Source organism: Streptomyces sp. NPDC026092 (assembly GCF_040638605.1).
In the GTDB taxonomy this organism is placed as follows: domain Bacteria; phylum Actinomycetota; class Actinomycetes; order Streptomycetales; family Streptomycetaceae; genus Streptomyces.
Window position 1 is genome coordinate 119910 of the sequence record NZ_JBEZYN010000011.1, and the last position, 26462, is coordinate 146371.

28 protein-coding genes are annotated in these 26462 nt (G+C 72.4%); 15 read left to right on the top strand and 13 right to left on the bottom strand.

Annotation, left to right across the window (positions count from 1 at the left end; all coding sequences use genetic code 11):
- Positions 1 to 68: 68 nt before the first annotated feature.
- Positions 69 to 929, bottom strand: coding sequence for a dihydropteroate synthase (gene folP / locus AB0F56_RS19765; RefSeq protein ID WP_362011166.1), 861 nt, complete (start codon positions 927 to 929; stop codon positions 69 to 71).
- Between the two features lie 103 nt (positions 930 to 1032).
- On the opposite strand from folP, the gene AB0F56_RS19770 reads away from it, so the two are divergent.
- Positions 1033 to 1386 (top strand): DivIVA domain-containing protein, encoded by a 354-nt coding sequence (locus AB0F56_RS19770; protein ID WP_362011169.1) that lies wholly within the window; start codon positions 1033 to 1035, stop codon positions 1384 to 1386.
- Positions 1383 to 1967, top strand: coding sequence for a DNA-3-methyladenine glycosylase I (locus tag AB0F56_RS19775; RefSeq protein WP_362011172.1), 585 nt, complete (start codon positions 1383 to 1385; stop codon positions 1965 to 1967). Before AB0F56_RS19770 ends, AB0F56_RS19775 begins: the two co-directional genes overlap by 4 nt.
- A gap of 227 nt (positions 1968 to 2194) precedes the next feature.
- Here AB0F56_RS19775 and AB0F56_RS19780 read toward each other — a convergent pair whose 3' ends face one another.
- Positions 2195 to 2998, bottom strand: coding sequence for an enoyl-CoA hydratase-related protein (locus AB0F56_RS19780; RefSeq protein WP_362011174.1), 804 nt, complete (start codon positions 2996 to 2998; stop codon positions 2195 to 2197).
- A 314-nt stretch (positions 2999 to 3312) separates the two neighbouring features.
- On the opposite strand from AB0F56_RS19780, the gene AB0F56_RS19785 reads away from it, so the two are divergent.
- The gene (locus AB0F56_RS19785) at positions 3313 to 3480 is read left to right on the top strand and encodes a DUF3117 domain-containing protein (RefSeq protein ID WP_006346801.1); all 168 of its coding nucleotides are present in this window, start codon (positions 3313 to 3315) and stop codon (positions 3478 to 3480) included.
- A 162-nt stretch (positions 3481 to 3642) separates the two neighbouring features.
- Here AB0F56_RS19785 and AB0F56_RS19790 read toward each other — a convergent pair whose 3' ends face one another.
- Positions 3643 to 4308 (bottom strand): O-methyltransferase, encoded by a 666-nt coding sequence (locus AB0F56_RS19790; protein ID WP_362011176.1) that lies wholly within the window; start codon positions 4306 to 4308, stop codon positions 3643 to 3645.
- A gap of 153 nt (positions 4309 to 4461) precedes the next feature.
- Here AB0F56_RS19790 and sigE point away from each other — a divergent pair, with 153 nt between their 5' ends.
- The 5 genes from sigE to AB0F56_RS19815 all read left to right on the top strand — a co-directional run bounded on the left by sigE (position 4462) and on the right by AB0F56_RS19815 (position 9357).
- Positions 4462 to 5220 carry an RNA polymerase sigma factor SigE gene (gene sigE / locus AB0F56_RS19795; RefSeq protein ID WP_352191173.1) on the top strand — a complete coding sequence of 253 codons (759 nt, stop codon included), beginning with the start codon at positions 4462 to 4464 and terminating at the stop codon, positions 5218 to 5220.
- 2 nt (positions 5221 to 5222) lie between these two features.
- Positions 5223 to 6224, top strand: coding sequence for a zf-HC2 domain-containing protein (locus AB0F56_RS19800; RefSeq protein ID WP_362011460.1), 1002 nt, complete (start codon positions 5223 to 5225; stop codon positions 6222 to 6224).
- A gap of 78 nt (positions 6225 to 6302) precedes the next feature.
- Entirely contained in the window at positions 6303 to 8063 is a 1761-nt protein-coding gene (locus AB0F56_RS19805) for a trypsin-like peptidase domain-containing protein (RefSeq protein ID WP_362011180.1), read from the top strand.
- Between the two features lie 90 nt (positions 8064 to 8153).
- A complete protein-coding gene (locus AB0F56_RS19810; protein WP_362011183.1) occupies positions 8154 to 8606 on the top strand; it encodes a sec-independent translocase in 453 nt (150 codons plus the stop codon).
- Between the two features lie 124 nt (positions 8607 to 8730).
- Positions 8731 to 9357 (top strand): hypothetical protein, encoded by a 627-nt coding sequence (locus tag AB0F56_RS19815; RefSeq protein ID WP_362011186.1) that lies wholly within the window; start codon positions 8731 to 8733, stop codon positions 9355 to 9357.
- A gap of 71 nt (positions 9358 to 9428) precedes the next feature.
- Here the strand turns inward: AB0F56_RS19815 and AB0F56_RS19820 are convergent, their stop codons facing one another.
- From AB0F56_RS19820 to AB0F56_RS19830, 3 genes are all read right to left on the bottom strand, one after another.
- The gene (locus AB0F56_RS19820; RefSeq protein ID WP_362011189.1) at positions 9429 to 10562 is read right to left on the bottom strand and encodes an Mrp/NBP35 family ATP-binding protein; all 1134 of its coding nucleotides are present in this window, start codon (positions 10560 to 10562) and stop codon (positions 9429 to 9431) included.
- A 43-nt stretch (positions 10563 to 10605) separates the two neighbouring features.
- Complete coding sequence (locus tag AB0F56_RS19825) at positions 10606 to 11121, bottom strand: DUF1003 domain-containing protein (protein WP_362011462.1); 516 nt, start codon at positions 11119 to 11121, stop codon at positions 10606 to 10608.
- 73 nt (positions 11122 to 11194) lie between these two features.
- Entirely contained in the window at positions 11195 to 12466 is a 1272-nt protein-coding gene (locus AB0F56_RS19830) for a CBS domain-containing protein (RefSeq protein ID WP_362011191.1), read from the bottom strand.
- Between the two features lie 220 nt (positions 12467 to 12686).
- Here AB0F56_RS19830 and AB0F56_RS19835 point away from each other — a divergent pair, with 220 nt between their 5' ends.
- Positions 12687 to 13490 carry a hypothetical protein gene (locus AB0F56_RS19835; protein ID WP_362011193.1) on the top strand — a complete coding sequence of 268 codons (804 nt, stop codon included), beginning with the start codon at positions 12687 to 12689 and terminating at the stop codon, positions 13488 to 13490.
- A gap of 7 nt (positions 13491 to 13497) precedes the next feature.
- On the opposite strand, the gene AB0F56_RS19840 is transcribed toward AB0F56_RS19835, so the two are convergent.
- The 3 genes from AB0F56_RS19840 to AB0F56_RS19850 form a co-directional block, all read right to left on the bottom strand.
- Entirely contained in the window at positions 13498 to 14739 is a 1242-nt protein-coding gene (locus AB0F56_RS19840) for a CapA family protein (RefSeq protein ID WP_362011195.1), read from the bottom strand.
- A gap of 116 nt (positions 14740 to 14855) precedes the next feature.
- Positions 14856 to 15365, bottom strand: coding sequence for a hypothetical protein (locus AB0F56_RS19845; RefSeq protein ID WP_362011198.1), 510 nt, complete (start codon positions 15363 to 15365; stop codon positions 14856 to 14858).
- 40 nt (positions 15366 to 15405) lie between these two features.
- Complete coding sequence (locus tag AB0F56_RS19850; protein ID WP_362011200.1) at positions 15406 to 16545, bottom strand: magnesium and cobalt transport protein CorA; 1140 nt, start codon at positions 16543 to 16545, stop codon at positions 15406 to 15408.
- A 414-nt stretch (positions 16546 to 16959) separates the two neighbouring features.
- Here AB0F56_RS19850 and AB0F56_RS19855 point away from each other — a divergent pair, with 414 nt between their 5' ends.
- The 4 genes from AB0F56_RS19855 to AB0F56_RS19870 all read left to right on the top strand — a co-directional run bounded on the left by AB0F56_RS19855 (position 16960) and on the right by AB0F56_RS19870 (position 20197).
- Positions 16960 to 17544 (top strand): suppressor of fused domain protein, encoded by a 585-nt coding sequence (locus tag AB0F56_RS19855; RefSeq protein ID WP_362011203.1) that lies wholly within the window; start codon positions 16960 to 16962, stop codon positions 17542 to 17544.
- A gap of 121 nt (positions 17545 to 17665) precedes the next feature.
- A complete protein-coding gene (locus tag AB0F56_RS19860; protein WP_362011206.1) occupies positions 17666 to 18304 on the top strand; it encodes a DUF6758 family protein in 639 nt (212 codons plus the stop codon).
- Between the two features lie 224 nt (positions 18305 to 18528).
- The gene (locus AB0F56_RS19865; protein ID WP_362011209.1) at positions 18529 to 19389 is read left to right on the top strand and encodes a PHP domain-containing protein; all 861 of its coding nucleotides are present in this window, start codon (positions 18529 to 18531) and stop codon (positions 19387 to 19389) included.
- A 202-nt stretch (positions 19390 to 19591) separates the two neighbouring features.
- Complete coding sequence (locus tag AB0F56_RS19870) at positions 19592 to 20197, top strand: MarC family protein (protein WP_362011212.1); 606 nt, start codon at positions 19592 to 19594, stop codon at positions 20195 to 20197.
- 167 nt (positions 20198 to 20364) lie between these two features.
- Here the strand turns inward: AB0F56_RS19870 and AB0F56_RS19875 are convergent, their stop codons facing one another.
- A complete protein-coding gene (locus AB0F56_RS19875; protein ID WP_362011214.1) occupies positions 20365 to 20517 on the bottom strand; it encodes a hypothetical protein in 153 nt (50 codons plus the stop codon).
- Between the two features lie 186 nt (positions 20518 to 20703).
- On the opposite strand from AB0F56_RS19875, the gene AB0F56_RS19880 reads away from it, so the two are divergent.
- On the top strand, positions 20704 to 21630 hold the full coding sequence (locus AB0F56_RS19880; RefSeq protein ID WP_362011216.1) for an NYN domain-containing protein: 927 nt from the start codon (positions 20704 to 20706) through the stop codon (positions 21628 to 21630).
- 4 nt (positions 21631 to 21634) lie between these two features.
- Here AB0F56_RS19880 and AB0F56_RS19885 read toward each other — a convergent pair whose 3' ends face one another.
- Positions 21635 to 22501, bottom strand: coding sequence for an alpha/beta hydrolase (locus AB0F56_RS19885; protein WP_362011219.1), 867 nt, complete (start codon positions 22499 to 22501; stop codon positions 21635 to 21637).
- 102 nt (positions 22502 to 22603) lie between these two features.
- Positions 22604 to 24739 carry a DEAD/DEAH box helicase gene (locus tag AB0F56_RS19890; protein WP_362011222.1) on the bottom strand — a complete coding sequence of 712 codons (2136 nt, stop codon included), beginning with the start codon at positions 24737 to 24739 and terminating at the stop codon, positions 22604 to 22606.
- A gap of 488 nt (positions 24740 to 25227) precedes the next feature.
- On the opposite strand from AB0F56_RS19890, the gene AB0F56_RS19895 reads away from it, so the two are divergent.
- Positions 25228 to 25974 carry a ferritin-like fold-containing protein gene (locus AB0F56_RS19895; RefSeq protein WP_362011224.1) on the top strand — a complete coding sequence of 249 codons (747 nt, stop codon included), beginning with the start codon at positions 25228 to 25230 and terminating at the stop codon, positions 25972 to 25974.
- Between the two features lie 62 nt (positions 25975 to 26036).
- Here AB0F56_RS19895 and AB0F56_RS19900 read toward each other — a convergent pair whose 3' ends face one another.
- Positions 26037 to 26306, bottom strand: coding sequence for a hypothetical protein (locus AB0F56_RS19900; protein ID WP_362011227.1), 270 nt, complete (start codon positions 26304 to 26306; stop codon positions 26037 to 26039).
- Positions 26307 to 26462 lie beyond the last annotated feature (156 nt).

Consider the following 26462-nt stretch of genomic DNA (forward strand, 5'->3'; position numbering starts at 1 on the left):
GGGCGGGGTGGGGAATGAGCCCGCCGCAGGCGCCCGCCCCTCCCGCCCCCGCCCCTTCCGCTTCCGCGCTACGCCAGCCCGCGCCGAGCCACGGCAGGCTCACGATGCCCGGCGATCGTCGCCACCATGTCCAAGACCTGCCGCGTCTCCGCCACCTCATGCACCCGATACACGCGCGCCCCCAACCACGCGGAAACCGCCGTCGTCGCCAGCGTCCCCAGCACCCGCTCCTTGACCGGCCGGTCGAGCGTCTCTCCGACGAAGTCCTTGTTGGACAGGGACACGAGCACGGGCCAGCCCGTCTCCGTCATCTCGCCGAGCCGCCGGGTCGCCTCCAGGCTGTGGCGGGTGTTCTTCCCGAAGTCGTGGCCCGGGTCGATCATGATCCCGTCCCGCCGCACGCCCAGCTCGACGGCCCGCTCGGCCAGTCCCACGGTGACCCGCAGGATGTCGGCCATGACGTCCTCGTACGCGATCCGGTGCGGCCGGGTCCTCGGCTCCGCGCCGCCCGCGTGGGTGCAGACGAGACCGGCGCCGAAGCGGGCGGCGACCTCGGCGAGCCGGGGGTCGACCCCGCCCCACGCGTCGTTGAGGACGTCCGCGCCGGCCTCGCAGACCGCCTCGCCGACGTCCGCGCGCCAGGTGTCGACGCTGATGACGACGTCCGGGTGCCGGCGCCGTACCTCCGCGACGAAACCGACCGTGCGGCGCGCCTCCTCCTCGGCCGTGACCTCCTCGCCGGGGCCCGCCTTGACCCCGCCGATGTCGATGATGGCGGCTCCCTCGGCGACGGCCTGCTCGACGCGGGCGAGGGCGGGCTCGTCGCGGAAGGTGGCGCCCTGGTCGTAGAAGGAATCCGGGGTCCGGTTCACGATCGCCATGATCACCGGCTCGTGCGGCCCGAATTCACGCCGTCCCAAGCGCAGCATCCCTTTTGTCCTCCCTCGCGTCCGTTCGCCTGCGACCCTAACTGTCAGTGGCGCATGGCACGATCGGCACGGGACGATTTCCACTCCGGGGAGAGGCGCGCTGGTGTTCTGGTTTTTGCTGATCGCGATGGTCGTGGTTGTCGCCGCAGTCACCCTCGCGGTGATCGGCGGGGGCGACAGCGAGGTGCTGCCCGAGGTCGCGCCCGAGCAGCTGGTGGACCCGCTGCCGCGGACCCGCCCGGTGCACCGCGAGGACATCGAGGCGCTCCGGCTGCCGGTGACGGCGCGGGGCTACCGCATGGCGGACGTGGACGACGTCCTCGGGCGCCTGGGCGCCGAGCTCGCGGAGCGGGACGCCCGGATCGCGGAGCTGGAGGCGGCGCTCGCGGGCGGGCACGGCGGCCCGGGCCCGTCGGCCGGCCCGAACCTCCGCAAGGACGAGGGGCCGCAGCGGTGACCGGTGAGGCCGTCCCGGGTCCGGACGGGCGGCTCCGCTGCCCCTGGGGCCTGTCGACCGAGGACTACGTGACGTACCACGACGAGGAGTGGGGCCGTCCGGTCCACGGGGACGACGCGCTGTTCGAGCGGCTCTGCCTGGAGGCCTTCCAGTCCGGCCTGTCGTGGATCACGATCCTGCGCCGCCGCGAGGGCTTCCGCCGAGCCTTCGCCGACTTCGAGATCGCCTCGGTCGCCCGCTTCGGCGAGACCGACCGGGAGCGGCTCCTCGTGGACGAGGGCATCATCCGCAACCGCGCGAAGATCGACGCGACCATGGCCAACGCCAAGGTGCTCGCGGAGTGGGCCCCCGGTGAGCTGGACGCCCTGATCTGGTCCCACGCCCCGGACCCGAAGATCCGCCCGGCCCCCCTGACGACGGCCGACGTCCCGGCCGTGACGGACGAGTCGACGGCCCTCTCCAAGGCGCTGAAGAAGCGCGGCCTCCGCTTCATCGGCCCGACGACGGCCTACGCCCTGATGCAGGCCTGCGGCCTGGTCGACGACCACCTCAAGACCTGCGTGGTCCGGGGCGCCCACTAGGGCCTGTCCGGCGGATCATGGCCGGGGCCGTGGCGCCTGGCACGGCACTCCCCCAAGCTCTTCGAGCAGGGGGGACCCCCACGCCGCGTTGCCGAAACGCCCCGATAGCTCCGCTATCGAGACGCTCCGGCGCCTTGCGATGCACCGCACCAGACGCCGCGGCCTATCCGACCCTGATCCGCCGGACAGGCCCTAGGGGCGCCCCGGACCCGCCGGGCAAAGGACGGTCAGCGGCCGACGTACTTCGGCTTCTCCTTGGCCAGGAAGGCCTGGACCGCGATCGTGTGGTCCTCCGAGGCGCCCGCCGCCGTCTGGAGTTCGTCCTCCTTCTCCAGGGCCTCCGTGAGGGAGTGGTCGGCGCCGTACGCCAGGGACTCCTTCAGGGCCGCGTACGCCACCGTCGGGCCCTGGGCCAGGGTGCGGGCGAGCTTCAGGGCCTCCTCGGCCAGGTCGGCGGCCGGGACCAGCTTGTTCGCGATGCCCAGTTCGTACGCCTCCTGCGCGGTGATCGAGCGCGGGAAGAGCAGCAGGTCGGAGGCGCGGCTCGCGCCGATCAGGCGGGGCAGCGTCCAGGACATCCCGGAGTCGGCGGTGAGCGCCACGCCCGCGAAGGAGGTGTTGAAGGAGGCGGTCTCGGCCACCACCCGGTAGTCCGCCGCGAGGGCGAAGCCGAAGCCGGCCCCGGCCGCGACGCCGTTCACGCCCGCCACCACCGGCTTCTTCATGCCGGTCAGCGCCCTGACGATGGGGTTGTAGTGGTCCCGGACCGTGTTCATCGTCGCCTGCGAACCGGTCTCCTTGTCCTGGAGCAGCAGGCCCACGTGCTCCTTCAGGTCCTGGCCCACACAGAACGCCCGCTCGCCCGCCGCCGTCAGCAGGACCGCCCGTACGGCCGTGTCCGCGCCCGCCGCCTCGACGGCGTCCCGCAGGGCGAGCTTCGCCTCGACGTTCATCGCGTTCATGGCCTCGGGCCGATTGAGCGTGATCGTGGCGAGTCCGTCGGTCACTTCGTACAGCACGGTGTCGGCCATCGCGGCTTCCCTTCGCGTCCTTGCGGGTCCCTGACTGGCCCAGCATGGCGGAGATCACCCCCCTCGCACATGTGACCTGCGTCAAAGAGCTACGGGGTGGCGGCGGGGCGATGGCGGCGAAGTATCGCAGGCCGATCGCCGAAATGGACGGTTTTGCGGAAGCGCGTTGCGCAAGCGATGCACTCCGATGTTGGTCATCGGGTCCTGTGATGCGGGATAATGACCTGGAAGCAATGTGTTCGATGCCGGTGACGTGTGCTCCCGATCAGGGGCCGTCGGCTGACGAAGAGCTGGTTTCAGGAAGGGGAACGAGCATGGCGGCCATGAAGCCGCGGACGGGCGACGGCCCGCTCGAGGTGACAAAGGAGGGGCGGGGCATCGTCATGCGCGTTCCGCTCGAAGGCGGCGGTCGGCTTGTCGTCGAGCTGACCCCGGACGAGGCCGAAGCCCTCGGCGACGCCCTGAAGCAGGTAGTCGGCTGACGCGACAAGCACAGGATTGTCCACCCCTGCCCCGGCACGGTACCCACCGCGCCGGGGCAGGGGTGTTTCGGGGGTCGGGTGTGGTCGGTACGGTGCGAACGTGCGGTCCTGGGCCCGCACGTACGGCCCTGAGGGCCTTGGAGGGCCTTGGGGAGGGCGTCGTCAGCCCCGGCGCACCGCGCACAGCAGGCCGTCGCCGACCGGCAGCAGCGAGGGCAGCAGCTCCTGGCTCTCCCGGACCGCCCGCAGCAGCTCCCGTATCCGCAGCACCTCGGGCGGCTGGGCCCCCGAGTCGACCGTACGGCCGTCCGCGAAGACGCCCTCGAAGCAGACCAGACCCCCCGGTCGCAGCAGGCGCAACGATTCAGCGAGGTAGTCCAGGCACTCGAGCCGGTCGCCGTCGCAGAACACGAGGTCGTACCCGCCGTCCGCGAGCCGGGGCAGGACGTCCAGGGCGCGGCCCGGGATGAACCGCGCCCGGTTCCCCGCGAAGCCCGCCGCCCGGAAGGCCGTCTTGGCGAACTGCTGGCGCTCCGGCTCCAGGTCCACGGTCGTCAGGACCCCGTCCGGCCGCATCCCCTGCAACAGATAGATCCCGGACACGCCCGTGCCCGTACCGATTTCGGCCACCGCTTTCGCGTCCGTGGACGCGGCCAGCAGACGCAGGGCGGCGCCGGTGCCCGGTGACACCGAGGGCAGCGCTGCCTCCCGGGCCCGGTCACGGGCCCAGCGCAGCGCTTCGTCCTCGGCGACAAAGGCGTCGGCGAACGCCCAGCTCGTCGGCCGGTTGGCGGTAATGGCCCTCTCCTGTCCCCGTAGTTGGCGCAACGGTGACTGTATCCGCTGGACCCGGGAACCCGCAGATGGGACCGCGCGTTCACAGGGGGAAGAACGCGCACGAGGGGTGGCCGGTCGAAGCGGACGGCCCGGTCCCCAAATTCGCGTAAAGATTCTTATCCGGAGCTAACGGGCGAGGTGGCTATGGTAGGGGCTCCACTGGACACCACCAGAGCCGACAGGGGAGGTGCGGCTGCGCCTGTGGACCGGGGAGGAGTGCTTCGGCGTCTTCTCAGGTCGGCGGGTGAGCCGAAATCCGTGACCGACACCGCTGACCGAATCCACACCGCCGACTCCGCTCCCACCACCGCGACCTTCGCATCGGATGCGGAATCGCAGGCGTGGACTCCGCCCACCTGGGAGGAGATCGTCAGCACGCACAGTGGCCGGGTCTACCGCCTCGCCTACCGGCTGACCGGCAACCAGCACGACGCCGAGGACCTCACGCAGGAGGTCTTCGTCCGCGTCTTCCGCTCGCTGTCGACGTACACGCCGGGCACCTTCGAGGGCTGGCTGCACCGCATCACCACCAACCTCTTCCTCGACATGGTCCGCCGCAAGCAGCGGATCCGGTTCGACGCGCTCGGCGACGACGCGGCCGAGCGGCTGCCCAGCCGCGAGCCCTCCCCGCAGCAGGCGTTCAACGACACGCACTTCGACGCGGACGTGCAGCAGGCCCTCGACACCCTCGCGCCCGAGTTCCGGGCCGCGGTCGTCCTCTGTGACATCGAGGGACTGTCGTACGAGGAGATCGCCGCCACGCTCGGCGTCAAGCTCGGCACGGTCCGCAGCCGCATCCACCGCGGCCGCTCGCACCTGCGCAAGGCCCTCAAGCACCGTTCCCCCGAAGCCCGGGCGGAGCGCGCGCTTGCCACCGTCGGCTGGGAGGGCGGAACGGCGTGAGCATCAGTCCTGCCGGCCCGACCCCCGCGGAGCAGCACCTCGGGGACCGACTCGCCGCGCTGGTCGACGGGGAGCTCGGCCACGACGCCCGCGAGCGGGTCCTCGCGCACCTCGCGACCTGTGCCAAATGCAAGGCGGAGGCCGACGCCCAGCGCCGGCTGAAGAGCGTCTTCGCGTCCACCGCGCCACCACCGCCCTCCGAAGGGCTCCTCGCACGCCTTCAGGGGTTGCCCGGGGGCCCTGGCGGACCGGGGGGTGACGACCGAGGGGGACCCTTCGACGAACTCCTCTCCCTCGGTGGGGGCGGCGGCGCCCTCGGAGGCGGCGGCGTCGGAGGAGGCCTCGGCGGATTGAGGTCGGACGGCTTCGCGACGGCCGCGCCGGTCTCCCCGCACCACTCCGGTTTCCGTATCCACGCGGTCGGCACCCGGCCCGAGAACGACCGCTCGTCCTGGCGCACCCGGCGCTTCGGCATCGCGGCCGCCAGCGCGGTCTCCTTCGCCGCGATCGCGCTCGGCGGCGCCCTGCCGCTGGAGTCGACGGTCAACGTCGGCGCGCGCGGCGAGGGCACGGGCACGAACGTCACCCCGCTCCGGTCCGCCGGCCCGGGCAGCGGCACGGGCTCGGTCACCGGCACGGGCACCGGTTCCGGTACGGGCACGGCGGCGAGCGCGGGCGCGACCTTCGGACGCGGCGGGCGCACGGAGGAGCGGACGTCCATCGGCTCCACGGCGAGCCCGATCGGCGTCGGCTCGACCACCGGCACAGTGGCCGCCGGACCCCTGGTCCCGGGCGAGCCGGCCCACGCCGTCTCCCTGCGGCTCCAGGGCACAACCGCCCAGTCGGTCTTCGAGCTGTCCCCGTTCATACGCCCCACGGGCCCGGCCCTGCGCCTGGCGTTCACGAGCGGGTACAACCCGTTGAGCGCCCCGGCGGCGACCCCGTCCCCGAGCCTGCTCGCGGACGCCAACCCGACGACGACCCCGCTCACCTCCCACCGCTGAGCCCGGACCTGGTTGAATCCTCGGCACGGGCGCCCGCCGTGAGGCGGGCGCGGACAGGTCAGCTGTTGCGGGGAGAGCATGAACGACGGGAAGCCGACCGGCCAGAAGCCGAAGTGGTGGAGTCGGCCGACGAGTACGCCGCCGGCGGCCGAGATACCGGCGCCGCCGGCAGCGGAGGCGCCGGTCGCGGACGAGGGTGACTTCACCCTCGCCGCCCCCGCGACCCCGGACGCGCCACCGGCGCCGGTAGCGCAGCAGGTGCCGGCGGAGGCACCGATCGAGGCTCCGGCGGCGGTGCCGGTAACGGCGTCCGCGGAGCCCGAGGTCCTGCCCGAGCCGCAGGACCAGGTGCCCCCGCAGCCGGAGCCCCGGCCGGAACCTCGGCCCGAGCCGTCGGCGCAGGCCCAGCCGCTGCACGAGCCCGACGAGTACCGGACCCCGCCCTACGGGGAGCCCGGGCCCTGGGCGCCCGCGCCGCCCGTCCAGAGACCGGTCGCGACCCCGGCCCATGGCGTACCCGTACCGCAGCAGTCCGCCCCACCCCAGGCTGTGCAGCCGCAGGCCGCCCCACCACAGGCCGTACCGCAGCAGCCCGTCCCCGTCCCGCAGCCGGTCGCGCCGCAGCCCACGCCGTGGGTGCAGTACGACCCCTGGGGCGCGCCCGGGGCCCCCGGCGCGCCCGCCGCGCCGCTGAGCGTCGGGACGGAGCCGCTCGGCAGGCCCCGCCGCTCCCGCCGCGGCCTCGCGCTCGTCGGGGCGCTGGTCTTCGCCCTGATCACCGGCGTCGTCGGCGGCGCCATCGGCGCGTACGTCGAGCGCAACGGCGGCATCACCACCGTCGAGCTGCCCCAGGCGGACGTCGAGGGCGGCGACCGTGCCCCGGACTCCGTCGCCGGGATCGCCGCCAGCGCCCTGCCGAGCGTGGTCACCCTGCACGTCAGCGGCGCCGGTTCCTCCGGCACCGGTACGGGCTTCGTCCTGGACACCCAGGGCCACATCCTGACCAACAACCACGTGGTCGACGCGGCCGCCTCCTCCGGCGAGATCAGCGTCACCTTCAGCAGCGGCGAGACCGCGAGCGCCAAGCTCGTCGGCAAGGACAGCGGCTACGACCTCGCCGTCGTCAAGGTCACCGGCGTCTCGGGCCTCAAGCCCCTCCCGCTCGGCAACTCGGACAACGTCCGCGTCGGCGACCCGGTCGTCGCCATCGGCGCCCCCTTCGACCTCCAGAACACGGTCACCTCCGGCATCATCAGCGCCAAGGAGCGCCCCATCACGGCCGGCGGCGAGAAGGGCGACGGCAGCGACGTCAGCTATGTCGACGCCCTCCAGACCGACGCCCCGATAAACCCCGGCAATTCGGGCGGCCCGCTGGTCGACTCCAAGGCCCGGGTCATCGGCATCAACAGCGCGATCCGCGCGGCCGGTGACGGTTCGAGCGGGGAGGGCGGCGGCCAGTCCGGCTCCATCGGCCTCGGCTTCGCCATCCCGATCAACCAGGGCAAGCGGGTCGCCGAGGAGCTGATCAACACCGGCAAGGCCACCCACCCCGTCATCGGTGTGAGCCTCGACATGCAGTACAACGGCGACGGCGCCCGGGTCGGCGACAAGGGCAAGGACGGCACCGCCTCGGTCACCCCGGACGGCCCGGCGGCCAAGGCCGGCATCCGGCCCGGCGACGTGATCACCAAGGTCGACGGCCAGCGCGTGCACAGCGGCGAGGAGTTGATCGTGAAGATCCGCGCCCACCGCCCCGGCGATCAGCTGGAGCTGACCCTCAAGCGCGGCGGCAAGGAACAGACCAAGACGTTGACGCTCGGTTCCTCGCAGGGCGACTGAGCGCCATGTGAGCGACACCGGAAGGTACCCGCCCGGCTGTTTCGGCGGGTACCGTGGACCGGGCCCGGACCCGTGTAAGGAGCAGCCAAGGTGTTCAACGACATCGGCATACTCGAGCTCGTGACGCTCGTGGTCCTCGCCGTGCTCATCTTCGGCCCGGACAAGCTGCCGAAGGTCATCCAGGACGCCTCGCGTTTCATCCGCAAGGTGCGCGAGTTCTCCGAGAGTGCCAAGCAGGACATCCGTACCGAGCTGGGCCCGGAGTTCAAGGACTTCGAGTTCGAGGACCTCAACCCCAAGACCTTCCTGCGCAAGCAGCTGGACGGGAACGAGGACCTCAAGGAGCTGAAGGAGCTGCGCAGCAGCTTCGACCTCAAGAAGGAGATGAACGAGGTCGCGGACGCGGTCAACGGCCGCGAGCCGGAGCCGGCCACCGAGCCCGCTTCCGTCCCGGCGACCGTCAACGGCTCCCCCGACCTGCTGAAGAAGCAGGACAAGCCGGACGCCGGCGAGCGACCGCCGTACGACTCCGACGCGACCTGACCGCGCACGAGCCGCGCCTGGCCACACCCGGCCACCTGGGCTGACGCACCGTGGCGTCAGCCGGTGGCTATCCTCCATCTGTTGTCCGCCGCCGCGGACACGACGGATCGAGGAGGCGGCCGAGATGGAGACGACGAGTCGGGTGGAGGGAGTGCCCGCAGCCCGGCGCACGGCCGAAGGCTATCTGCGCGCACCCTTCACCTGGTACGGACTTGACGACGCGTTCACCGGAGCGCGCTGGCTGATGCAGGTCGGGACGGCCGCGGACGGGACCGTCCAGCACGGGTCGATGGGCCACGGGGACGAGCCGTCGATAAAGTCCGACGCGAGCGCGGTCGAGAAGGAGCGCTTCGCCGTCGTCGTGACGGTCGCGGCGACCCCGGAGCGCAGGTCGGGTGACGGTACGGGCGTCCTGGACGCCACCACGGTCTCCTCCGCGGCCTGGCTGGCCGGCTCCGGGCTCCTGGCGTACACCTGGCCCGCCCAGCTGGACCACGTGCTGCGGGACGACTGGCTGGACCAGCAGACGGAGACCGCGTTCGAGCTCGCGGACGACCTGACGGGCCCGGAGTGGTCCACGCTGTCGCTCCCCGTGGACGGGGTGCCGATGCCGTTCCACTACCGCGAGTCCGAGTTCGGCTGGGTCCTGGCCGGGTCCGCGGGGGCGGTGCACATCGGGGCGTACGGGCGGGGCATGAGCGCGTACGGCTTGGGGTTCGCGGGGGTCGAGGACCTCGGCGTGTACGCGTAGCAACGACGGACGCGTACGCCTGGCAACGACGAAGGGGCACCCCGCTCGGGGTGCCCCTTCGTCATGCCGTCCTAGAACTTGTTCCTCGGCGTGATGCCCAGGCTCATGCCCGAGAGGCCCCTCGCGCGGCCGCCGAGCTTGGAGGCGATGGCGCGGAGGGCGGAGCCCGCCGGGGAGTCCGGGTCGGTGATGACGACCGGCTTGCCCTCGTCGCCGCCCTCGCGCAGGCGCACGTCGATCGGGATGGAGCCGAGGACCGGGACCGTCGCGCCCGTGGTCTTCGTCAGCCCCTCCGCGACCCGCTGGCCGCCGCCCGTGCCGAACACGTCGACCATCTCGTCGCAGTGCGGGCACGGCAGACCGGCCATGTTCTCGACGACGCCGACGATCTTCTGGTGCGTCTGGACGGCGATCGAGCCGGCCCGCTCGGCGACCTCGGCCGCCGCCTGCTGCGGGGTCGTGACGACGAGGATCTCGGCGTTCGGCACGAGCTGCGCGACCGAGATCGCGATGTCGCCCGTGCCCGGGGGCAGGTCGAGCAGGAGGACGTCCAGGTCGCCCCAGTACACGTCCGCGAGGAACTGCTGCAGCGCGCGGTGGAGCATCGGGCCGCGCCACACCACCGGCGCGTTGCCCGGGGTGAACATGCCGATGGAGATGACCTTCACGCCGTTCGCCGACGGCGGCATGATCATGTTCTCGACCTGGGTCGGACGGCCGTCCGCGCCCAGCATGCGGGGCACCGAGTGACCGTAGATGTCGGCGTCGACGACACCGACCTTCAGACCGTCGGCGGCCATCGCCGCCGCCAGGTTGACGGTCACGGAGGACTTGCCGACGCCACCCTTGCCGGAGGCGACCGCGTACACCCGGGTCAGCGAGCCGGGCTTGGCGAACGGCACCTCGCGCTCCGCCGTCGTGCCCCGCAGGGCCGAGGCCAGCTCCTTGCGCTGCTCGTCGCTCATCACGTCGAGCGTGACGTCGACGCCGGTGACGCCCTCCACCCCCGCGACCGCGTCCGTGACGCGCTGGGTGATCGTCTCCCGCATCGGGCAGCCGGAGACGGTGAGGTAGACCGTGACGGCGACCCTGCCGTCGGATCCGATCTCCACCGACTTCACCATGCCGAGCTCGGTGATCGGTTTGTTGATCTCGGGGTCGTTCACCGTCGCCAGTGCTTCGCGCACCGCGTCTTCCGTAGCCATATGGAGATGGTACGGCGCCGACCACGGGCACCGGAAAGACCTGTCAGCGGTCGGTTACGTCACGTCCCTGTCCGCCGCCCCGAGGGAATAGATCGCGGCGCTCGTCCATCTCCTTGATCAGGTCCTGGAGCTCCGAGCGGATCCAGTCGCGGGTGGCCACCTCGCCCAGGCCCATCCGCAGCGCCGCGATCTCCCGCGTCAGGTACTCGGTGTCGGCGATGGACCGCTCGTTCTGCTTGCGGTCCTGCTCCAGATTGACCCGGTCGCGGTCGTCCTGCCGGTTCTGCGCGAGGAGGATCAGCGGGGCCGCGTACGAGGCCTGGAGGGACAGGGCGAGCGTCAGGAAGATGAAGGGGTACTCGTCGAACTTCAGCGACGACGGCGCGAAGATGTTCCACAGCACCCAGAGGACGATGGTGATCGTCATCCAGACGATGAACCGCCCGGTGCCGAGGAAGCGCGCGATCCGCTCCGAGAACCGGCCGAAGGCCTCCGGGTCGTACTCCGGCAGCAGCCGCGCCCGCCGCTCGCGCGGCAGGTCGAGCCGGATCCGGGACATGGACCGCTCCCGCTCCCGCTCCCGTTCGTGCTCCCGCTCCCGCTCCCGCTCCCGATCCCTCTCCCGCGCGCGCTCAGACGTCATGCGTCACCCCCTCCCCGTGGAACTCGGTCTCGCGCCAGTCCTCCGGCAGCAGATGGTCGAGCACGTCGTCCACGGTGACCGCGCCGAGCAGCGACCCGCTCTCGTCCACCACCGGCGCCGCGACCATGTTGTACGCGGCGAGGTAGCTGGTGACCGCGGGCAGCGGGGTGTCCGGGGCGAGCGGCGGCAGGTCGCTGTCGGCCAGCGAACTCACCAGCGTGAACGGCGGATCCCGCAGCAGCCGCTGGAAGTGCACCGTGCCCAGGTACTTGCCCGTCGGCGTCTCGTCCGGCGGCCGGCACACGTACACCTGCGCGGCGAGCGCGGGGGAGAGGTCCTGCTGCCGTACGCGGGCCAGCGCGTCCGCGACCGTGGCGTCCGGCCGCAGCACGATCGGCTCGGTCGTCATCAGACCGCCCGCGGTCCGCTCCTCGTAGGCGAGGAGCCGGCGGACGTCGGCGGCGTCGTCGGGCCGCATCAGGGTGAGCAGCCGCTCCTTGTCCTCCTCCGGCAGCTCGGAGAGCAGGTCGGCCGCGTCGTCCGGGTCCATCGCCTCCAGGACGTCCGCCGCCCGCTCCTCCTTCAGCTTGCCGAGGATCTCGACCTGGTCGTCGTCCGGCAGCTCCTCCAGGACGTCGGCGAGCCGGTCGTCGTCAAGGGCGGCGGCGACCTCGGCGCGCCGCTTGGGGGAGAGGTGGTGCAGCACGTTGGCCAGGTCGGCGGGGCGCAGCCGCTCGAAGGTGGCGACCAGGCTCTCCGCTCCCTGGCCCTCCTCCTCAAGGGAGAAGCCGGTGACGGCCGACCACTCGACGGTCAGCGTCTCGCCCTTGCGGCGCAGCGCGCCGGGCTTGCCGCGCCGGACGAAGACCCGGTCGATCTCCCACTCGCGGCGGGCGGGGAGCTGCGTGATCGCGATGTCGAGGACGGTGACCTCCTCGTCGGTCCCGGCCAGCTGGACGCGGCGGTCGAGGAGTTCGCCGAGGACGAGCCGCTCGGTGGGGCGCGACTCGAAGCGCCGCATGTTGACCACGCCGGTCGTGATGACCTGGCCGGACTCGACGCCCGTGATCCGGGTCATCGGCACGAAGATCCGGCGGCGGCTGAGCACCTCCACGACCATGCCGAGCAGCCGGGGCGGGCGCCGGCCCACCCGCAGCATGGCGACGAGGTCGCTGACCCGGCCGACCTGGTCGCCGTTGGGGTCGAAGACGGGGACACCGGCGAGGTGCGAGACGAAGATCCGGGGGGCGCCTGCCACCATGCCACGCGCCTCCTCGGTGCCGCACGATTCGGGTCGATGCTGGTCAATGCTGGGGTATGCCGGATTCAGGCTAGCCCGTGCCCATCCGTGGCGCCCTGGCGAAAGCACCCGTACGGCTGCCTGCGGCGACGCCACCCGGCCCGGGTACGCTGCGTGCTGCCGTCCCCCCACCATCGACGCCACCATCGACGACGTCGACGACAGACGAGAGGCCGCGCCGGTGACCGCACTCCTCACTGCATCGCGCATCCGCAGGGTCGTCCTGCCGCTGGCGCTGTGCGCCGGTCTCGCGGCGGGACTCAGCGCCTGCGCGGACGACCCGGACGAGGGGACCAACGGGGTCGGGAAGCTGGCCCCGGACGCCATCGAGGAGAAGGCGCAGGCGGCGGCCGACAGCGCGAAGGCGGTCCGGCTCGCCGGGACGCTCGTCAGCAAGGGCGGCACGTTCAAGCTGAACATGCGGCTCAAGGACGACGGCGCGACCGGTTCGGTCGCGACGAAGAACAGCACCTTCGAGCTGCTGCGGATCGGTGACGCGCTCTACATGAAGGCCGACGCCGCGTTCTGGACGCACGGCGAGGGCGGCAGCCAGAGCTCCGCCAAGCCTTCCTCGACCTCCGGCTCGTCCGACTCCTCCGACGCCTCGGAGGCCGACAGCGAGGCCGCCGACAAGCTCGACGACAAGTACGTGAAGGTCCCGCAGGACGACCCCTCGTACAAGCAGCTGCGCGGCTTCACCGACATGGACCTGCTCCTGGACGGGCTCATCGGTCTGCACGGCGATGTCGTGAAGGGCGACCGCGACAAGATCGGCGGCATCCGTACGGTCAAGGTCAAGGGCGGCGAGGACGGCGAGGGCGGCACGCTCGACGTCGCCCTCGAAGGCACCCCGTTCCCGCTCCAGTTCGCGCGCGGCGGCGGGGCGGGCGTGGTCGTGCTCTCCGAGTGGGACAAGGACTTCGCGCTGGAGGCCCCGGCGCCGGGGGAGACGCTCGACTACGGCAAGCAGCTCCCGCGCACCTGACCGCCGCTCAGCGCGTGGCGCGGGTCAGCCCCTGGTCCCCCGCGCCCCGGGACATCACGGCCTCGGTGACGCGGGCGTCGACCGCCGGGTAGCGGGTGTCGCACGAGGCGCACACCACCCGGAACGGCGGGCCCATGTCGGAGTACTGCGTGAGGTACTCGGCCTTCGTCACCGTCCACCTCCCCGGGTGCTCCGCGGAGGGCCCGAAGGTGAAGCGCGGGATCGAGGACATGTTGCCGCGCGCCTTGTCGGCGGTGTAGAAGCTGGCGACCTGGTCGCCCATGCCGTAGACCACCCAGACGCCGTTGACCTTCTCGTACGGCTGCGGCACGTGGTTGTGCGTCCCGAGGACGAGGTCGATGTCGGGGAGGCCGTCCGTGGTGGAGGCCGTCAGTGCCCGCGCGAGCTCCTGCTGCGCCTCGTCGGGGGCCTCCTGCCACTCGGTGCCCCAGTGGATGCTCAGGAGGACGACCTGGGCGCCCGCTCGCCGGGCGGCCCGCGCGTCGTCGACGATCCGCTGCCGGTCGGTCAGGTTGACCGCCCAGGGCTTGTCTTCGGGAAGCGGTATGCCGTTCGTCCCGTACGTGTACGAGAGCTGGGCCACCTTCGCTCCGCCGGCCGTGTACCAGGCGGGGGCCTTGGCCTCCTCGGCGTCGCGCGCCGAGCCGACGTGCTTCAGGCCCACCCGGTCGAGCCCGTCGAGGGTCCGCTTCAGGCCCTCGAAGCCGGCGTCGAGGGTGTGGTTCGAGGCGGTCGAGCAGCCTTCGTAACCGGTCTCCTTCAGGGCGTCCGCGAGCTGGTGGGGCGCCTTGAAGGTGGGGTAGCCGGTGTAGGGGCCGCCGGGCTGCCCGTAGGGGATCTCGTGGTGGCACAGCGCGAGGTCGGCGCCGGAGACTATGGGCTCGACGCCCGCGAGTATCTTCCGGAAGTCGTGCCCGCCGCCCTCCGCGTCGGCGGCGGCCCGCTGGATGATCGAGGGGTACGGGATGATGTCGCCGGTCGCGACCAGGGTGAACGGGCGGGCGTCCTGACCGGGGGCGGGCTTCGCCGGCGTGCCGGATGCGTCGGGCTGGAGCGGGGCGACGGGCGCGGTGGGGGCAGGGGCGCCGGTGTCGCGCGAGGAGCTGCGCGGGTCGTCGCCGCTGGCCGACCAGACGGTGGCCGCGCCGACGACGGCCAGACAGACGGCCGCCGCCACGATCGCGGCGGACTTCCCTCGCCTGCGCGGTTCCTCGTGGTCGCTCGTCATGTGGTGCCCCGACTCCTGGAGTTCGCCGCCACCTGAAGAGATGCGGCTGTTCCTCGTCAGGTTCCACGAGGATCAGGGATCGCGCACGACGAGATCGCGCCGGGCCGGCGCCGCGCTCAGCGCCCCCGGCGCCCCAGCAGCAGGCGCGGGAGGGCCGCCGGGATCGGGCGGCGGGTGATCGCGTCGGAGGCCTGCGGCGCTGCCGCGAGGGACCCGGTCGGCAGGTCGGTCGTGGAGTCGAGCGGGGTCAGCCGGAGCACCCGGCACTCGCGCGCCCACCGGTCCGGCATGGCCTCGCCGTCCGTCGCGTTGAGGCGCTTGCCCTTCAGCTCGGCGACCGCCGCGTCCCACTCCTCCGTGCCGGGAGCGAGTTCGGAGACCGCCGCCGTCCAGGCGACGATCCGGCCGCCCTTGTCCTTGCTGCGGACCGTGACCTCGGCCGTCGCGCCCACGACGAGCCCCGGGAGGGGCTGCTCGCCCGGACCGTCGCCGACGACGTGCGCCGCGCCCTCGTGCCAGACGTGCCACAGCGCCCGGGCCGCCGGGGCGTCGCCCCGGACCCAGATGAGGCCGGACTTCTTCGTGGCCTCCTCGACGAGGGCGGGCCCGAGCAGCGTGTCTGTCATGCCCGCAGCCTATCGAGAGCCGGCCGCGCTTCCAGAGCCTCTACAGCCAGCCGTTGCGCTTCAGGGTGCGGTGGATGGCGAAACAGATCGCCGCGATGCCGACGAGCACCATCGGGTACCCGTACTTCCACTCCAGCTCCGGCATGTGCTCGAAGTTCATGCCGTACACACCGCAGACCGCCGTCGGGACGGCGATGATGGCCGCCCAGGAGGTGATCTTGCGCATGTCCTCGTTCTGCGTGACCGTCGCCTGCGCCAGGTTGGCCTGGAGGATCGAGTTGAGGAGCTCGTCGAAGCCGACGACCTGCTCCTGCACGCGCGCGAGGTGGTCGGCGACATCACGGAAGTACTTCTGGATGTCCGGGTCCACGAGCCGCATCGGGCGCTCGCTCAGCAGCTGCATCGGGCGCAGGAGCGGGCTGACCGCCCGCTTGAACTCCAGTACCTCGCGCTTGAGCTGGTAGATCCGCCCGGTGTCCGTGCCGCGCGTGGAGCCCTTCGCCGGCGGCGAGAAGACGTCGATCTCGATCTGGTCGATGTCGAGCTCGACGGCGTCGGCGACCGCGATGTAGCCGTCGACGACGTGGTCGGCGATGGCGTGCAGGACGGCCGAGGGTCCCTTGCTCAGGAGCTCGGGCTCGCCCTGGAGTCGGTGGCGCAGGTTGCGCAGGGAGCCCTGCCCGCCGTGCCGGACGGTGATGACGAAGTCGGGGCCGGTGAAGCACATCACCTCGCCGGTTTCGACGACCTCGCTGGTCGCGGTGAGCTCGGCGTGCTCGACGTAGTGGATCGTCTTGAAGACGGTGAAGAGGGTGTCGTCGTACCGCTCCAGCTTCGGCCGCTGGTGGGCGTGGACGGCGTCCTCGACGGCGAGCGGGTGGAGCCCGAACTCGGCCGCGATACCCGCGAATTCGGCCTCGGTCGGCTCGTGCAGGCCGATCCAGACGAAGCCGCCGCTCTCCCGTACCTGGCGCATCGCGCCGCGCGGCGTCAGGCACGCGCGGTCGTCCACGCGGCGGCCGTCCCGGTAGACGGCGCAGTCGACGACCGCGCTGGAGGCGGAGGGGTCACGGGTCGCGTCGTAGTTGGCGTACTGCGAGGCGCCGGCGACGGTGGGCTTGCGCAGGGAGGTGCGCAGCGAGGGACGGACCGCGGCACGCAGGTCACGGATCATCGACATGGGCATGCTCCTTCACGGAGAAGCCGTCGGCGGGGCGTGGCACAGCCCGGAATGAGGACGTGGAGCTACGTCGTCCACAAAGCGGGCGGCACCGCGGCGTCGCGGTGACGGCGTTCGCTACAGACAGGCAAAGGCGAAGTGCTCTTCCGTCGTGCGAGATGCCGGATGAAGGTGGGCGGACCGGGTGCGGAAAGCCTCAGATCACCGGGAGAAACGCACCGGGCTCAGGTGCGGGGCGGAAGAGCGGTTGGTACTGCCCGATCGACTTCGATTCACAGCAGCCCCACCTCCTCCGGCCGGTCCCCCATGGGGGATGACGAGTGGTCGGGAGTACCGACCACCGGCCAAGACTATCAGCCGACTGAGGGCCAATCCCTTTGCTTGCCCGTTTCATACGCGATCTATGCTCCCCGCATGGGAGAAGTTCTTGCTCTGGTCGAGGCCCGGTTGCGTTCGGCGCTCGGTGAACCGGACGCGCGCGCCGCGGTGACGTTTCTCGGTACGGACCGGATCGAGGTGCTCCGCTTCCTCGACGGCGACATCGTCCGGTACGCGACCCTCGGTATGGCCGCGCACCCGATGACCGATCCGACCGCCGCGCTCGCCGACCCGGTGAAGGGCCCGCGCGCGGAGCTGGTCCTCTCGGTACGGGCCGGGCTCGCCGACACCGACAAGGTGCTGCGCCCGCTCGCGGTCCTCGCCTCGACCCCGCAGGTCGAGGGCGTGGTCGTGGCGGCCGGCGCCTCGCTCGACGTCGGCGAACCCCTCTGGCCCGGGGCCCCGTTCAGCTCGGTCCTCGTGGCGGAGCCGGGCGGCCTGGTGGAGGACCTGGAGCTCGACGACCCGATGGACCCGGTCCGCTTCCTGCCGCTGCTGCCGATGACGTCCAACGAGGCGGCCTGGAAGCGGGTCCACGGGGCGCAGGCGCTGGAGGAGCGCTGGCTCGCCAACGGCACGGACCTGCGCGATCCGCTCCGCCGTTCGGTCACGCTGGATTGACGCCGCTCCGGCGTGTCGCGCCCGTTGTTGATGGTTGTACCTGCCACTCGGGGTGAACTGGTCGGTCCGGACGGGTGATCGTCCTTGACGCGGGCGCGGAGGGGTAGGACCGTTGGGCTCTATGAGGGGCGAACCCAGTTGCCCGAGGTGCGGTGGCCGGGTCCGGGCGCCCGGTCTTTTTGCCGACTCCTGGCAGTGTGCGGTGCACGGCACGGTGCACCCGCTGCAGCCCGTGATCCCGCCCAGCGTCGAGGCCCTCGGTGTCGTCGTGCACCGGGCCCAGGTGCCGGTCTGGATGCCGTGGCCCCTACCCGTCGGCTGGCTCTTCACCGGGGTCGCGTACGCCGGTGACGACCGCAGCGGCGGACGCGCCACCGCCGTCGCCTGCTCGGGCCCGGGGCCGCTCGGCGGCATCGGCGAGCTGCTGCTCGTGGCCGAGGAGCTGGGCGTCGGTCTCGGCGCGCGGTACGCCGGGCTCGACGGCCCGGACCCCGGGACGGGGCTCTCCATCGACAAGCCCGCGCAGACCAAGGTCCTCGCCGCCGGGCGCCCGACGCCCCTGTGGCACGTGAGCGGGACCCCGCAGGACCGGGCGGTCTTCGCGGGGGAGGCGCGCGGGCTCTGGCTCTGGGCGATCGTGTGGCCCGAGCAGTCGGGCCTGCTGATGTACGACGAACTGGTCCTGACCGACCTGCGCGACGCGGGCGCGGAGGTCGAACTCCTGCCGTGCGGGGCGCTCACACCACGTCTGCTGACGTAGCGGGTCCGGGGCCGATCGCGTCTGCCGACGTAGCGGCTCCGAGTCGATTGCTCGGTCGATGGCGCGCCGAACCTGGGATATGGGGGTCGCGGCGTCCTGAGAGCTTGGGTGTGCGGGGCGTGTGACGTCTGACGCCTTTGTTGTACGGGGCGGGTGGGCCTTATTCGCCCGTTATGCTGGAGCGTCCCCTTGTTCGCCCGCCCCGAGCCCTGGAGTACCACGTCGTGCGCATCGACCTGCACACCCACTCCACCGCTTCGGACGGTACGGACACCCCGGCCGAGCTGGTCCGCAACGCGGCCGCCGCCGGCCTGGACGTCGTCGCGCTCACGGACCACGACACCACGCGGGGCCACGCCACCGCCCTCGCCGCGCTGCCCGAGGGGCTGACCCTCGTGACCGGCGCCGAGCTGTCCTGCCGCCTCGACGGCGTCGGTCTGCACATGCTCGCGTACCTCTTCGACGCCGACGAGCCCGAGCTGGCCGCCGAGCGCGAGCTGGTCAGGGACGACCGCGTGCCGCGCGCGCGGGCGATGGTCGGCAAGCTCCAGGAGCTCGGTGTCCCCGTCACCTGGGACCAGGTCGCCCGGATCGCCGGGGACGGCTCGGTCGGCCGCCCGCACGTGGCGGAGGCGCTCGTCGAGCTCGGAGTCGTACCGGACGTGTCCGGCGCGTTCACGCCCGAGTGGCTCGCGGACGGCGGACGGGCGTACGTCCGGAAGCACGAGCTCGACCCGTTCGAGGCGATCCGGCTCGTCAAGGCGGCCGGCGGGGTCACGGTCTTCGCGCACCCGCTCGCGGTCAAGCGGGGCGAGGTCGTCCCGGAGGCCGCGATCGCCCGCCTCGCGGCGGCGGGCCTCGACGGCATCGAGGTCGACCACATGGACCACGACGAGCCGACGCGGGCGCGCCTGCACGGGCTCGCGAAGGAACTCGGGCTGCTCGCCACGGGCTCCAGCGACTACCACGGCAGCCGCAAGACCTGCGTCCTCGGCGAGTACACGACGGACCCCGAGATCTACGGCGAGATCACGCGCCGCGCCACGGGCGCCTTCCCGGTCCCCGGCACGGGCGGACCGGCCTAGCCCGCGCGAGCCCGCGCCCTTCCCGTCGGCCTCCCGGCGGGGAATCACCCCTGAGCCCCTACGGGTCCCGGGCCCGCCCCTCGCGGTCCGACGCCCCCGGGCCTCCCACCTGTCACCCGCCACCGCACTGTCGCCCGGCGGAGCCGTGGCGCGGGCGCACGCCCACCCACACCCTCGTACACCCCTCATCGCAAGGCACACCGTGTTCGACGTCGCCGTATTCGGCTCGCTGTTTCTGACCCTCTTCGTGATCATGGATCCCCCCGGGATCACCCCGATCTTCCTCGCCCTCACCTCCGGCCGGGCAGCCAAGGTGCAGCGGCGGATGGCCTGGCAGGCCGTCGCCGTCGCCTTCGGCGTCATCACCGTCTTCGGCATCCTGGGCCAGCAGATCCTGGCTTATCTGCACGTCTCCGTACCCGCTCTGATGATCGCCGGCGGTCTGCTGCTCCTGCTCATCGCGCTCGACCTGCTCACCGGCAAGACCGACGAGCCCAAGCAGACCAAGGACGTCAACGTCGCCCTCGTGCCGCTCGGCATGCCGCTGCTCGCCGGACCCGGTGCGATCGTCTCCGTCATCCTCGCCGTGCAGCACGCCGACGGCGCCGCCGCGCAGGTCTCCGTCTGGGCCGCGATCGTGGCCATGCACGTCGTGCTCTGGGTGACCATGCGCTACTCGCTGGTGATCATCCGCGTCATCAAGGACGGCGGTGTCGTGCTCGTGACCCGGCTCGCCGGCATGATGCTGTCGGCCATCGCCGTGCAGCAGATCATCAACGGCGTCATGCAGATCGTCCAGGGCGCCTAGGGAGTGTCCGGAAAGTATGGTCGTCCGCCCGAAGGGCGTCGCGAGCCAGGCCAGACTCTCCGGACACGACCTAGCGCCCAGGGGCCCCGCACAGCACTGCGCCCCCGTACGGATTCCGGTCGTCGGAGTCCATGCGGGGGCGCGGTGCGTTCGGAGCGGGTGCCTCGTTACGAGGCCGTGCTGTCTGCCGGGCGGATCCAGATGCGCTGGCCGATCTGAGCGGCCTGCTGCACGATCCGGTTGACGGAGGCGGCGTCCACGACGGTCCGGTCGACGGGCGTGCCGTCGATGTCGTCGAGTCGCAGGATTTCGAAGCGCATGGGCTTCTCCCTTCGTCTGGAGTTGATCCTCCTGCTGGAGAACTGTGGTGCTGGTGCGGTGTTACACAGGGTCCAACGAGATGCATCCTGCAAACATTCCCTACGCTAAGGAAATTTTTCGGATGGCTAACTACTAACGTGGGTGGTGGTGGCGTGAGCCGTCGGCCGGGCGGAGAATGAGGGCCGATGAACGACGCAGAGACACCTCTCACGCCGCCCCAGGACCCCTTCGTCGACCTGGGCGACCGCCTGGAGCGCACCAATGAGCTCCTCCGGCGGATGCTCGCCGAAGTGGCGAAGACCCCGTCGACCCATGCCATCTTCGTCGACGCGGGTTACGTCTATGCTGCGGCCGGGTTGCTGGTCGCGGGCACCGAGGACCGCCGCTCCTTCGACCTCGACGCCGAAGGGCTCATCGAGGCCTTCATCGACAAGGCCCGCACGATCTTCGCCGACAGCCGGCTGCTGCGCGTCTACTGGTACGACGGCGCACGCCGCCGCATCCACACGCCCGAGCAGCAGTCCATCGCCGAACTCCCCGACGTCAAGGTCCGGCTCGGCAACCTCAACGCCAACAACCAGCAGAAGGGCGTCGACTCCCTCATCCGCTCCGACCTGGAGTCCCTCGCCCGCCACCGCGCCATCAGCGACGCCGCGCTCGTCGGCGGCGACGAGGACCTCGTCTCGGCCGTCGAGGCCGCCCAGGGCTACGGGGCCCGCGTCCACCTCTGGGGCATCGAGGCCGCCGACGGGCGCAACCAGGCCGAGCCGCTGCTCTGGGAGGTCGACAGCCGACGCACCTTCGACCTCGACTTCTGGCGCCCCTACGTGACCCGACGGCCCGTCACGACGTACGAGAACGAGGGCGAGCCCCCGCCCTCCCGCGACGAGGTCCGCTTCGTCGGCGCCCAGATCGCCGCGATGTGGATCGCCGAACGCGGCAGCGACGCGCTGGCCGAGCTGCTGCCCGGACACCCGTACCTGCCGGGACCGGTCGACCAGGACCTCCTCATCGACGCCGAGCGGCTCCTCAGCCGCTCCCTGCGCGGCCACGCGGCCCTGCGCAGGGCGCTCCGCGACGGGTTCTGGCAGCACCTCCAGGCGCAGTTCTGAGCGCCTAGCGTTCGCGTGGGCCGTCCCAGAACGCCGCGAGACGGGCCGCAAGCTCCTCCGGGTGCGAGACGTTGGGGGAGTGGCCCGCGCCCGCGACCACCGTGTGGTGCGCGCCCGTCCGGGCCGCCGCCTCCGCCAGGCCGTGCGTCGGCCAGACCATCTCGTCCGCGCCGTACGCGATGTGCACCGGCATCGGAAGCGCGGCAAGGCGTGCCGTACCGTCCGGGTCGCGCAGCAACAGCCGCCCGGCGCCCGCCAGTTGGGCGATCCGGGTGCGCATCCAGCGGCGCCGCAGGAACCGTACGATCTCCGGCGGGTCCGCGACCCCCGGCTCCTCGCCCCGGCTGTCCAGCCAGCGCGTCGCCAGCCAGACCCGCTCCTTCGGCAGCAGCGCCAGCGCGCCCCGCAGGGCCAGGACCCTGACCCGCTGCGGGCGGGCCACCCGGCCGGGTCCCGAGGAGAGCAGGGTCAGCGAGCGGAAGGCGCCCGGCGCGAGTTCGGCGGCGGCGCGCGCCACCAGACCGCCGAAGGAGTGGCCGAGCAGATGCACCGGACCGTCGCCGAGCACGGCCGCCTGCGCCACCACGTCCAGGGCGAGCGCCCGGCGGCGGTAGGCGTGCCGCCCGCGCGGCCCCGGGGTCTCGTGCTGGCCGCGCCCGTCGACGGCGAGGGCGCGGTAGCCGTGCGCCGCGAGCGGACCGAGCAGGGCGAGGAAGTCCTCCTTGCTGCCGGTGTAGCCGGGCAGCAGCAGCACCGTGCCCCGCCGCTCGCCCTCGGGCGCGGTGTCCAGGACGGCGAAGTCGCCGCGTGTCGTGCTCAGCCGGTAGGCACGGGTGCGCGGGGGCAGCGCCAGGGACCGGGGCTTGCTCATAGAGCGACTGTATCCGCTGTTCAGCGACGGCCGGAGGCCGGACAGCACCGTGGCCCGGCCCCTGGGGAGGGGCCGGGCCACGAGGAAGGTACGGACGGCGCGTCAGCTCTCGGGTTGCGCGGCCGCGGCCTTCTTCGTCGTGCGGCGGCGCGGAGCCTTGGGGGCCTCCTCGACGACACCGGCCTCCGCCGGAGCGGCGGCCGCCTTCTTCGTCGTACGGCGACGCGGCGCGGTCTTCGGCTCCGAGGCGTCCGGAGCCTCGGCGGCGGCGACGGCCTTCTTCGTCGTCCGGCGGCGCGGGGCCTTGGGGGCCTCCTCGGCGACGGGCTCGACGACGGCCGGCGTCTCCACCGGCTCGGCGGCGACGGCCTTCTTCGTCGTACGACGACGGGGAGCCTTCTTCGGCTCCTCGACGATCTCGACGATCTCGACGACCGGGGTGGCCTCGACGGTCTCCGCGACCTCAGGGGCCGCGACGGCCTTCTTGGTCGTACGGCGGCGGGGGGCCTTCTTCGGCTCCTCGACGACCGTCTCGGCGACCGGCGCGACCGGCTCCGCGACCGGGGTGACCGGCGCGGCGGCGGCGAGCGCGGCGGCCGCGGTCTCCACGGTCTGGAAGCCCACGGTGTCGGCCTGGGGCAGGATGCGCGCACGGCGGCGACGCGGGGCCTTCGGCGCCTCGGGGGCGGCCTGCGGGGCCCGGTCCACCGGCTTGGCCTGCTTGACCACCGGAGCGGCGGCGACGGCGACCGGAGCGGCCTCCGCGACCGGCGCGGCGGCCACGGCCGTCTCGGCGACGCGCGTGACCGGGGCCTCGGAGGCCCCGCCCGTGCGGGTACGGCGACGGCGGCGCGGGGTGCGCGGCTCCGCCGGCGCGTCCTCCGTCACCGGAGCGGCGACCGCTGCCGGCGCGGCGGCCACGGCCGTCTCGTCCGACGCGGAGCCACCGCGCGTACGCCGACGCTGGCGCGGGGTGCGCGTACGCTCCGGACGCTCCTCGGCCGCCGGGGCGGCCTGCTTGCGGCCGCCACGGCCACCACGGCCGCCGGGCTCGCCCAGGTCCTCGAGCTCCTCCGCGCCCAGACCGGCGCGGGTCCGCTCGGCACGCGGCAGGACGCCCTTGGTGCCCGCCGGGATGTCGAGCTCCTCGTACAGGTGCGGGGAGCTGGAGTAGGTCTCGACCGGGTCGTGGAAGTCCAGGCCGAGCGCCTTGTTGATGAGCTGCCAGCGCGGGATGTCGTCCCAGTCGACCAGGGTGACGGCCGTGCCCTTGTTGCCCGCGCGGCCGGTGCGGCCCACGCGGTGGAGGAACGTCTTCTCGTCCTCGGGCGACTGGTAGTTGATGACGTGCGTGACGCCCTCGACGTCGATACCGCGCGCGGCGACGTCGGTGCAGACGAGCACGTCGACCTTGCCGTTGCGGAACGCGCGCAGAGCCTGCTCGCGGGCGCCCTGGCCCAGGTCGCCGTGGACCGCGCCGGACGCGAAGCCGCGCCGCTGGAGCTGCTCGGCGATGTCGGCCGCCGTGCGCTTCGTACGGCAGAAGATCATCGCGAGCCCGCGGCCGTTGGCCTGCAGGATGCGGGAGACCATCTCCGGCTTGTCCATCGAGTGCGCGCGGAAGACGTGCTGCTTGATGTTGGCGACGGTCACGCCCTCGCCGTCGGGCGAGGTGGCGCGGATGTGCGTCGGCTGCGACATGTAGCGGCGGGCGAGACCGATGACGGCGCCCGGCATGGTGGCCGAGAACAGCATGGTCTGACGCTTGGCCGGAAGCATGTTCATGATCTTCTCGACGTCGGGCAGGAAGCCCAGGTCGAGCATCTCGTCGGCCTCGTCGAGGACGAGGGCCTTGACGTGCGACAGGTCCAGCTTGCGCTGGCCGGCCAGGTCGAGCAGGCGGCCCGGGGTGCCGACGATGACGTCGACGCCCTTCTTGAGCGCCTCGACCTGGGGCTCGTACGCCCGGCCGCCGTAGATGGCGAGCACGCGGACGTTACGGACCTTGCCCGCGGTCAGCAGGTCGTTGGTGACCTGGGTGCACAGCTCGCGCGTGGGGACGACGACCAGGGCCTGCGGGGCGTCGGTCAGCTGCTCGGGCTTGGCCCGGCCCGCCTCGACGTCCGCGGGGACGGTGACGCGCTCCAGGAGCGGCAGACCGAAACCGAGGGTCTTGCCGGTGCCGGTCTTGGCCTGGCCGATGACGTCGGTGCCGGAGAGGGCGACCGGAAGGGTCATCTCCTGGATGGGGAAGGGGGTGACGATGCCGACGGCTTCGAGCGCCTCGGCCGTCTCGGGAAGGATTCCGAGCTCTCGGAAAGTCGTAGTCAGGGTGCTGCCTCTTCTGTGAGACGCGGCGTGAGGCGAACGCTGGGGGTCGTACCGTGCCGATTCGCTTCCGACCGGATCAAGGAAAGGATCACAGTCAGGTGGCGCGGGACCACTGCCGTCGCTCGAGCGTCGTGCCGCTTGAGGGACCCTCCTGCGGGTGCGCGGGGAGGGCTGTCGGGTCGGAGCCAGTCGGGCCACCGACCGGGCATCCTCATTCATGAGTCGGCCCACCGAGTACGTCCGAACGTGCGAAAGCTTGTCCGCATACTCAGCAGGCGCTTTACCACTGTACCCCGGATTCGCGCATGTGTGTTGGGAGAATTGGTGATGAGGGCGCGGTCACAGTGACTGACCAGGGCCTTGAGCGCCCCGGGGAGCGGGCTATTGTGCGCTTCATGGAGACGCCTGACAACGCCACGCCCGCCGAAGAGCCCCTCACCGGGATCGCCGCCCAGGACTGGGCCACCGCTTCCGCCGAGCCGCAGTACCGCGCCGCGGTCGTCGATCTGCTCGGCGCGCTCGCCTATGGAGAGCTGGCGGCGTTCGAGCGGCTCGCCGAGGACGCCAAGCTGGCGCCGACCCTCGCGGACAAGGCGGAGCTGGCGAAGATGGCCTCCGCCGAGTTCCACCACTTCGAGCGGCTGCGCGACCGGCTCGCCGCCGTGGACGCGGAGCCGACCGCCGCGATGGAGCCCTTCGCCAAGGCCCTGGACGACTTCCACCGCCAGACCGCGCCGTCGGACTGGCTGGAGGGCCTGGTCAAGGCCTACGTCGGCGACTCGATCGCCAGCGACTTCTACCGCGAGGTCGCGGCCCGCCTCGACTCGGACACGCGCGCGCTGGTGCTGTCCGTCCTCGACGACACCGGTCACGGGAACTTCGCCGTGGAGAAGGTGCGCGCCGCGATCGACGCCGACCCGCGGGTCGGCGGCCGGCTCGCGCTGTGGGCGCGCCGCCTGATGGGCGAGGCGCTCTCGCAGGCCCAGCGGGTCGTCGCCGAGCGCGACGCCCTCTCCACCATGCTCGTCGGCGGGGTCGACACGATGGCCGCGGGCTTCGACCTCGCGGAGGTCGGCCGCATGTTCTCGCGGATCACCGAGGCCCACACCAAGCGCATGGCCGCGCTGGGCCTGGCGGCGTAGGACTCGCGGAGGCGGGCCCGGGGTTCCGGGCCCGCTCACGGTCGTCGAGGGAGCGGCGCTGTTCACGCCGCCGCTGATCGGCGCAGCCGGCGGGAGGCCGGGCGGATCAGCAGCGAGAGCAGGACGGCCGCGACCGCCACGGCCCCGACGATCGTCGACAGGGCGTGGCCGGGGCCGAGGGCGCCATGGGTCACCAGGGCGCCGAAGACGGCGCCGAGCGTGCCGGTCGTGAGGACGACCGCGCGCGCGGGGAGGCGGTCGGGCAGCCGGTGCACGGCGGCCCAGGCCAGGGCGAATCCGAGCAGTGCGGCGCCGAGAGCTTCCAGGAACACGGGATCACCTCGCGTGCGGTGCGGGGCGGGCATTGCGGTCGTAGCCGTCCTACCCGGGCCGACTCGCACGCAATCCTCCCCGCCCGCCTCACCTGCACCTTCGTTCAATCCCCAGGCGCCGGGGCCGGCCGGCACGCCACCCGGACGGACGAAGGG